7 protein-coding genes are annotated in these 8842 nt (G+C 47.6%); 2 read left to right on the plus strand and 5 right to left on the minus strand.

Annotation, left to right across the window (positions count from 1 at the left end; translation table 11 throughout):
- Positions 1-11: 11 nt before the first annotated feature.
- The 3 genes from PHF32_01915 to PHF32_01925 form a co-directional block, all read right to left on the minus strand.
- Positions 12-203, minus strand: coding sequence for a hypothetical protein (locus PHF32_01915; GenBank protein MDD4559485.1), 192 nt, complete (start codon positions 201-203; stop codon positions 12-14).
- A gap of 10 nt (positions 204-213) precedes the next feature.
- Positions 214-1767, minus strand: a complete 1554-nt coding sequence (locus tag PHF32_01920) for a carboxyl transferase domain-containing protein (protein ID MDD4559486.1) — start codon at positions 1765-1767, stop codon at positions 214-216.
- A 144-nt stretch (positions 1768-1911) separates the two neighbouring features.
- On the minus strand, positions 1912-2235 hold the full coding sequence (locus PHF32_01925; GenBank protein ID MDD4559487.1) for a hypothetical protein: 324 nt from the start codon (positions 2233-2235) through the stop codon (positions 1912-1914).
- Between the two features lie 1017 nt (positions 2236-3252).
- Between PHF32_01925 and PHF32_01930 the strand changes: the two genes are divergently transcribed.
- Together PHF32_01930 and PHF32_01935 are read left to right on the plus strand one after the other, a co-directional pair.
- Positions 3253-4431: a Wzz/FepE/Etk N-terminal domain-containing protein gene (locus tag PHF32_01930; protein ID MDD4559488.1), complete on the plus strand. Its 1179-nt coding sequence runs from the start codon at positions 3253-3255 to the stop codon at positions 4429-4431.
- Positions 4406-5704: an O-antigen ligase family protein gene (locus tag PHF32_01935; GenBank protein MDD4559489.1), complete on the plus strand. Its 1299-nt coding sequence runs from the start codon at positions 4406-4408 to the stop codon at positions 5702-5704. Before PHF32_01930 ends, PHF32_01935 begins: the two co-directional genes overlap by 26 nt.
- Here PHF32_01935 and PHF32_01940 read toward each other — a convergent pair.
- Both PHF32_01940 and PHF32_01945 read right to left on the minus strand, forming a co-directional pair.
- Positions 5691-7436 carry a DUF6056 family protein gene (locus PHF32_01940; GenBank protein ID MDD4559490.1) on the minus strand — a complete coding sequence of 582 codons (1746 nt, stop codon included), beginning with the start codon at positions 7434-7436 and terminating at the stop codon, positions 5691-5693. The genes PHF32_01935 and PHF32_01940 overlap by 14 nt on opposite strands.
- A gap of 1 nt (position 7437) precedes the next feature.
- A complete protein-coding gene (locus PHF32_01945) occupies positions 7438-8682 on the minus strand; it encodes a glycosyltransferase (protein ID MDD4559491.1) in 1245 nt (414 codons plus the stop codon).
- Positions 8683-8842 lie beyond the last annotated feature (160 nt).

An 8842-nucleotide genomic window follows, 5' to 3' on the forward strand; every position in this document is an offset into this window, starting at 1 on the left:
GTTCTCCTTTATTATCTACTTCTTTTTCTCATTCTTCTTTGAGTAATGTCCCGGTATTGCATCGTCTGAGCACGGGCATAAGCCGGCCAGGGATGAGAGGGATTGCCGGGCAGAGGCCGGCTATAACTGATGGCACTTTCTTCGGAACTGATGAGTGCCAATACTGCCGAAACTGCTGCCAGAGAGCGTTTATCGTGTTTCATTACGCCGTCCTCATGCGGGGATGTTTCCGTGTTTCTTGGGTGGCAAGCTCTCGCTCTTTGTGCTTAACACTTCCAGAGCGTCCACCAGGCGTTTGCGAGTCTCCGAAGGCAGAATCACCGCATCCACATAACCTCTGGAGGCTGCTACATAAGGATTGTTGAAGCGTTCTTCATAATCAGCGATCATCTCCGCCCGCTTCGCCACCTGATCTTCTGCCGCGGCAATCTCTTTGCGGAAGATAACGTTAGCCGCACCCTGTGCGCCCATCACTGCAATCTCTGCAGAGGGCCAGGCAAAGACCATATCTGCGCCCAAATGACGTGAACTCATGGCGATGTAGCTGCCACCATAGTCTTTTCGGGTAACCACAGTCAGTTTGGGCACCGTCGCTTCGGAATAACACCACAACAGCTTGGCTCCATGACGGATGATGCCGCTGTGTTCCTGATTGGTCCCGGGCAGATAGCCGGGAACATCGACAAAAGTAATCAGCGGGATATTGAAAGAATCGCAGAAGCGGATGAAGCGAGTGGCCTTGTCCGAGGCATCGATATCCAGGCAACCTGCCAGCACTGTTGGCTGACTTGCCACGATACCCACGCTGCGCCCTGCCAAACGCGCAAAGCCTACGATGATGTTTTGAGCATAATAGTAGTGCGGTTCAAAGAATATGCCGTCGTCCACCACGCTCTTCAATATGTCGCGCATATCATAACCCATACGGGAGCTATCCGGGATGATGTCGTTCAATTCCGGACAATCCCTCCAGGGATCGTCAGCCGTCTCCACAAAAGGAGGATCTTCCATATTGTTCGCAGGCAGATAGCTCAATAGCGTCTTGATCTGATCTATGGCTTCAGCATCGCTTTCACAGGCAAAGTGCGCATTTCCGCTCTTGCTATTATGAGTCATGGCGCCTCCCAGCTCTTCCTGGGTTGTCATTTCGCCTGTAACGGCTTTGATCACATCCGGGCCGGTGATAAACATGAAACTGGTGTTTTTCACCATAAAGACAAAGTCCGTCATAGCAGGAGAATATACTGCTCCACCGGCACAGGGCCCCATGATGGCGGTAATCTGCGGGATCACTCCGCTGGCACGTGAATTGCGGAAAAAGATGTCGCCATAACCCTTCAGGGCATCCACACCTTCTTGAATGCGGGCACCGCCGGAATCGTTGATCCCGATGCAAGGAACTCCGCTCTTTAGCGCCATATCCATCACTTTACAGATCTTTGCAGCATGCATCTCGCCCAAGGACCCCCCCCGGGCAGTAAAATCCTGTGAGAAGGCAAAGACGTGCCTACCATTTACCAAACCGTGACCGGTGATCACGCCATCGGAAGGAATCTCGATCTTTTCCATGCCAAAGTTGTCACAACGGTGACTTACAAACATATCCAGTTCCCTGAAAGTCCCGGGATCAAAAAGCAGATTCAATCGTTCGCGAGCGCTCAGTTTTCCGGCTGCTTTCTGCTTGGCAACGGCTTTTTCGCCACCCATCTGCATTATCTTCTGTTGTTTGTCCTTTAGCTTTTGGATATTCTCCTTTGTAGTATGCATCTATACCTCTTTTTATTAGTATTTACTTATTCACTTCAATAAAAATGACAGCAGGAAAAAAGTCCCCTGCTGTCAATACAAAAATATCCGATCCCGCAAAATTACGGATTACAAAAGCATTCCAAATCGGATGCTAAGGCTTTCTTACTGAGTTACAACCACTCTCAGATTCTTGGTGGAGACCTTCATGTCTCCGCCGCAAAGCACATAACCCTTGAAAAGCTCGGAGGAATCCGTAATGCGGCTGAAAATCCAGCTTTGACTTCGAGCGTCCTGATTTGATTTCGGAGATATCCGGACATCGCCATCAGTCCATTCACCATCAAAGAATATCACCGTCTTTCCCAAACTGAGATCAGCACTGGTGGCGATCCTGGTGGATGCTACCCAACGTGCCCACACTGTAGATCCATCCTGAACCTTCAGCATCTGACCCTGATTGTCCGTCTGAATGCTTGGAGTCTGCACGACCTTACCCAAAAATACCAAATCTCAGGCAGTATCATTGGGAAGAGCTTCTTCCATAAAGAAGTAATCGGTAGCTGTCATGAAATGTGCATCCTGCCCCGCAATGGGTGCTACGGCAGTTTCTGTCGCTTGAGTATTCAAAATAGGAATATTGGGGAGTAAAACCACTTGCGGAGTACATGCCCAGATGAACATCATAACAATGGGGACCTACAAAGTAAGGCAACGCTTTACAGTCAATGCATTTGTCTTCATTATCTCCTCCTCCGGAACATCCGGAATATTCATCATTATTGCCATCATACATGACTCAGGTATTTTATCAAATGAAAACTGACCCTTTTAGGTTATTAAAGATATTATACTAAAGAATTTGATTACCACAGTTTTACACCATTATTGTCTGATGATGGCTATCTTAGCTAGGGATTTTCTCTCTCCCTATTCTATATGTGAGACATCACTGGGACAAATCCTGTATGCCGGTTCTCTACGCGGGATTTATGCCCTTTGGGGCACTAATAGCAGTTACCTATCCGGGTTGTTGCACTACCCATTACTTGATTGCTAGGTCCCCAGAAGTAGGGCACCCAGCTAGTGTCATGTCAAGCATGAGGTAGCAATCTCCGTATTTCTACAGCGACCGAAGGGAGCCTTTGGATCATTTCTTCTTTCCCTATGTTTGATACAGTGTTGAAGCAGATATCAAGCCGTTATCATCCTGTGCTCACTCGATGATAACCCGATGATATCAGGTTCAAGTATAGATAACTCAAGGAGGTAAGGTAGCATTCCGATGCTACTGGGAGTTATTGTAAGGTAGCATTCCGATGCTACTGGGAGTTATTGTAAGGTAGCATTTCGATGCTACCCTGCTTTTTTCGGAGGATCGGAATCCTCCATTACCGATCGGAAAGCTCAGTAAAGAATTCAGGTTGACAAAACACCACTAGCAAAGATTATGTTCCAGACGATTTATATCATGGGGAAGTATATTTGAATAACGAGACTACATCGATGAACGAACTTGATCTCATTGAGGTCATCCGCATCATCCTGAAAAACAAGGGGCTGATCATCGCGATCGTGTCCTTCGCTGCGATTGTCGCAGTTGTTTATAGTCTGTTAACACCGCAGATTTGGAAGTCTGAAGCCACTTTTTACGCACTTAGCGACAAGGATATCGAGCTTTCCGCATCAAGCGCCTCGATGAGTAAACTCGCCCGGGATCTCATGGAGCAAAATATGCAAAATGAGACGATGACTGCCATCGACATCATAAATTCACGAAGGTTATCGGAAGAAGTGATTCACCATTTCAAACTGATTGAATACTTCAAACTCAAATCTCCCGATCCCCTTACAAACATGGACGATGCCCTGGAAAAGCTAAAAAAAGTCGTTCAGATCAGTTTTAGTGAAGACAACTATCTCATCACTCTGGCTGTGGAAACGAAGTCAAGAGCTCTTTCTCGGGATATCGCTGATTTCTACCTGAGCAGTTTGGAAGCATACCTGCGGCAAAACCGCATAGTGAAAGGCCGGCAAAACCGCATCTTTCTGGAAGGCAGAGTAAATGAGATCCGGCACTCTATAGACTCCCTGCGTACTGAGATCAGTAAGTTTCAAAGCAAGCATCACGCAGTGGATTTAGAGGAGCAATCCACACAATTGATCGCACAATACTCCCGGCTGATGACCTCCAAAATGAAGCTGGAGATCGAACTGGAGCTTGCCAGTTCAAACTATCCTGCATCATCTGTAATAGTGCAGGATATTCTCTCCCAAATCTCCATTACCGAAAAGCAGATCCGTGATCTGGAAGAGTCCGACCCTGAAGCCCCAAACAAGTTTCAACTGGATCTCTCCCGCCTGCCCTCGCTATCGGCAAAGATGGCGCTGATGCAGATGAATCTGAACATCCTGATGGTTGTGCACGATTATGTACGTCCGGAATACGAGAAAGCACTATTGGAAGAACAGAAGAATCTGCCCCAGCTCGAGATCCTGGATACTCCTCGCAAAGCGGGACTCAGGGAGCGGCCACGCCGTGCTGTAATCTGCATTGTCACCGTTTTCATGGCCACCGTTTTCTCGATTCTATTGGCCATCGTAAAAGAGATCATTTTTTCACAACCGGAACGTCTGCGCGAACTGAAACACCAGCTGCATGAAAAGCAAGACAGCAATCTATAGCCTCACCGGACTCGCGGCTCTTAGCATAGTTAGTGCCTCCTTAGGCATCGGTATTGTCCTTCAGATGCAGAGCACTGGTACTGTTGTGAAAGCTTTGGCATTTATCAGCTTTTGGCTGATGTTTTTACTACTTCGAGGCATCACTCTGCCTCGCATGCTGGTGATGGTAAGCACACTTTTTTTACTGCCCATGCAGCTTGGCTTCTACTTTGCAATGGCCATGTTAATCTTGGTTCTGGTAGCTGATTTCAGGCATGTACGCCCCTGGAAACTGTTGATTTCATACCCCCTTAGCTTCTCTGTCTTAATAGCATTTGGCATTATAGCTCTCAGCAAGACCTACGTGGAAGGAGGAATTTTATATTTTGTAACTAGCATTGTAGTCCCCCTGCTCTGTTTTTTGGTGATCGGTAATAGTAGGGAAGACAAACCTGCTTTGGATCTATGGATGCGTCTGATCAGCCTGGTAGCAATTGTTGTGGCGCTTTTTGGCATCTATATAGCTATAACAAATCCCACAGAACGGATCGGTTCTACCTGGTCAAACGCCATGACCATCAATGGTTTTTACATTCTGGCATTCTTCTTCTGCCTGGGCCTGGCTTTGGGGGCAAAGCTCAATCAATCGCGCCTGTTTTGGCTCTTAGGAGCGCTGATCGTTTTTTTGGGAATGCTGTTTACCTACACCCGGATGGCGATGTTGGCGATTGTATTCGGTTTGGGCTTATTGGTATTCAAGTACCGCCGCCTCCGGATATGGGGATTCATCGCCATAGCCCTGATCCCGCTGGTGATACCCTCCTCGATGATGCAGCGTGGAGAAATGGTCTCAATGCTGGATATCTCGATCCTGATCCGCCTGATAGCATGGTACAAAGCCATCTTTGTGATCGCAGACAATCCCTTGACCGGCATTGGATTCAGCACTTGGAAAGATATCTATCACAACATGGTTCCCCTGCCAAATCTATATGCGCAACACGCTCACAACGTATATATCAATCTGTTTCTGGAGATAGGCATTATCGGCACTCTGGCCTATATTGTCATCATCTTCAAAAGCATGCTATTATATCACTTGAAAGCCGTGAAGCCCAAGAACGATATGGTAGCATTTTGCGTGTTGACAGGGATGCTTTCCCTGCTTTTTGCCTGCCTCACCGATATATTTATACAACAGTATGCAATCAGTTTACTCTTTTGGATTACTCTGGCGCTTATGGTGAAAGAAAGTGCTTCCCATAGAAAAACGGGAATCCTCAGTGGAAGATGACATCCTGCAGGAAGAATTTCATTAGCCTGTTTCTGCCCCGCCTTACCTGGATGCTCATGATGTCTTCCTTGCCATCCTCAATGGGCATCGGCAACACATACATGGTTACTTCTCCCATCCGGGTGGCCACCAAAGGCCGGGGAATAGTTACTGCCGGCAGCAGGTAGTAAAGCAGCTCCCCTGGAATATGAGCCATTACCGGCTCCAGCCAATCCGGTAGGTCGGCAGATTTCAGATCCACATTCAAATCATGGAGTTCAATATCCTCACTTTTCAACAACACATATAAGCTTCGGCCATAAGAATTGTGATCCACATAGCGCAAGCCATATAGTTGCACTGGACCATCCTGCCTTGGCGAATACAGCTGCTTGTAATCCGGTTCTTTCCAGTTTTCCAACAGCTCAATGGAGTATTCGTCAGTTACTCCCAGGTACTCTTTACCATAATATGTGGCAACAGGCTTTGCCCAGTTCACATCCGTGAGGGATTCATGATAGCCACGGGGCTGTACCAGACACGAATCCGAAGGGCACTCCTCCACTTGTTCCAAAAAAAGCTGATACTCCTTTTCTGTGCGCTGGGACCAGGCATAATCCGCATACAGCCTCAGCGTAAATGGCAGCGCTACGATCAGGATGAGAAGGGCGAGAATGCCCGTTTTCCGCTTCCAATTAGCCATAAAAAGCTGAGTGCACAAGAGCAGCAGAAATCCAGAATACAAAAGCGTCATACGGCTACTATAGATTGGGGCAAAAAGCAGGGCAAAGATGCTGCCGGAATAGAGCAGAAACAGGAAAAGATAGCTGTGCCAGTTTTGCTGAAGACTGCTTCTATCCACACGGAACAAACCCCATATTCCAAGTAACACTATTGGTATCGATGCCAGACTCCCCCGGGCGATGGGAAACAGATTGGCAAAGCTGAATCCGATGGCACCACTTCCTGCTCTCTCTGCCTCATAAGCAGCCCTGCCGCTGTTACCCGGGGCAAAGTATAGAAACATGAAGCCTATCAGCAAGCCCGCCATGCCGCTGTAATACCACAGTGGCAATTTCCGCCGGGAGATAAACAGCCTGATCAGCAGATAGACGCCCATGGCCAATAGTAACGCGGGAATCACCGGTTCATTGGTGTCTCCGGTGATCAATCCCGCCACGAACATCAATATCGCCATCGGGATCCCCCCCGCACCGGCGTTCTGTTCCTGCACCAATCTACGCACCGGGATCAGAAATCCGAAGACTATAACCTGTGTCCACAGATAATTGCAACTGAAAGCGGGATAATAGAAATTCCGTCTGCTCAAGGCCACTATCAGGTAGTATATCATGCCTGCAAGCAAACTGAGCGGAATCCTTAGATCGTGTCTGCGCCCGGCTATCCAGGTACCATACAGCAAACTAAGTGCTATAAAAGCCAGGGTATTGAACAAATCAAAGACCCACGTGGGAAATAGTAGGAAGAATTGCAATAGGGCATGCGGTACGATTCTGCCGGTGAGAGTGTGATAAAGATTGCTTAATGAAGCTAGGTAATCCGGAACGCTTTGGATCCTTTCATACTCCAGTCCGGCGTGATCCTCACCTGCAAATCCGGGATTGAACTTGAAACTGTAGAGATAGTCGTCGGAGCAATAATGAGTGTTGCGATTGATCTGCCATACTCCAAACGCTACCACAAGCAATATGATCAAGCAAACAAGGCTGAGTATCCTGGTGGAGAAATGCATCCTAAAACTCGCGCTGCAATTTCGTGGTTTCTACTGGCCTTTCCAGCTCTGAAACCTTGTAACGGCGTCTCCAGATATTCAGCTTGATCTTCAATAAATCGGTAAACACACTGATGCTGTCTTTGAGCGTGCGCACTCTGCTCTGAGAGGCTGGATACAGCTTGATGGGCAGTTCCATTATCTCACAACTGAAAAGCTGAGCCAGGCTGAGGATCTCCACATCAAAGGAAAATCTTCCCATTCTCTGCATCCTGAATACCGCCTCGGCAAGCTCCGCTGGAAAAAGCTTGAAACCGCATTGTGTATCCTTCAACTCCAAACCCAGTAGCAGCTTGATAATCAGGTTTCCCAAGCGGGAGACAACCACGCGCGAAGCTGTAATCTCCTCCCGGGAACCGCCCCTGGCTGCATATTTAGATCCGATGATTACCCGTGAACTTTGAACCAGCGGCAGAAAAGCATCCAATTCATCAATATGAATCTGATTGTCCGCATCCATAAACAGCCGGTAATCACCCTTTGCCAATAGCATCCCCGCCCGCACTGCGGCACCTTTACCCATGTTTCGGGGCAAAGACCAGAGCATCAGACCAGGCTTTGCGGAATATTCACGCTTCACAGTATCCACCATTACGTCGCTGCTGCCATCGTTGATCACCAGTACTTCGTAGGAAAAGTCCTGTTTCTCCAGCCAGGCGAAGACGTCATTCAAAGTGGCGGGAAGGCGGTCTTGCTCGTTGTAGGCGGGAATTATTACACTAAGGTGACAGCCCGGTGCCTTGCCGTAAATGGATAAAGGCGGTAGATACGCAAAATTGTAATCCGCCAGAGTCCAATGCCGGATGATAATGAAATTCCAAAACATCACCATCACCGCCACTATCATCTTGCACAAGAGGTAGTTGTAACGAGTGGTCCCGGCAAATAGATTCAGATGCTCATAAAACAGGGTCATCAGCAGTAATGTCCAGAGCAAACCGGTCATGCTGGTAACGAAGTATTTGATGTATTGGCGGATAATCGCCGGAGAGAAATTGCGGAAAGTGTAGTATTTATTGAATACGAAACTGGAGACATTGCCGCACATAAAGCCTATGATTACAGATATCTTGATCGGTACAGCCAGGACACGATAGCTGAAGTGCAGAGCGAGCATATCGATTACAGTTACAATGCATCCTACGATGACATACTTGATAAATTGATGCAGGGCTTTACTTTGCATCAGAGTGCGGTGTATTTGCATGTGCTGTCCTTTGAAAAGCTGGTATCCAATTATTTCTGTGTTGTATGAAAGATTCCGGGAATTCTAGCATGAAAAATACCTGCTAAATTTGATTGAGGGCATTGTCAAGGGATTTCTCCGCTGGCATACCACCAGGAGACTGGATGATGAATGATGAATG

It is taken from the genome of Candidatus Cloacimonadota bacterium, from assembly GCA_028706475.1.
Taxonomy (GTDB): domain Bacteria; phylum Cloacimonadota; class Cloacimonadia; order Cloacimonadales; family Cloacimonadaceae; genus UBA5456.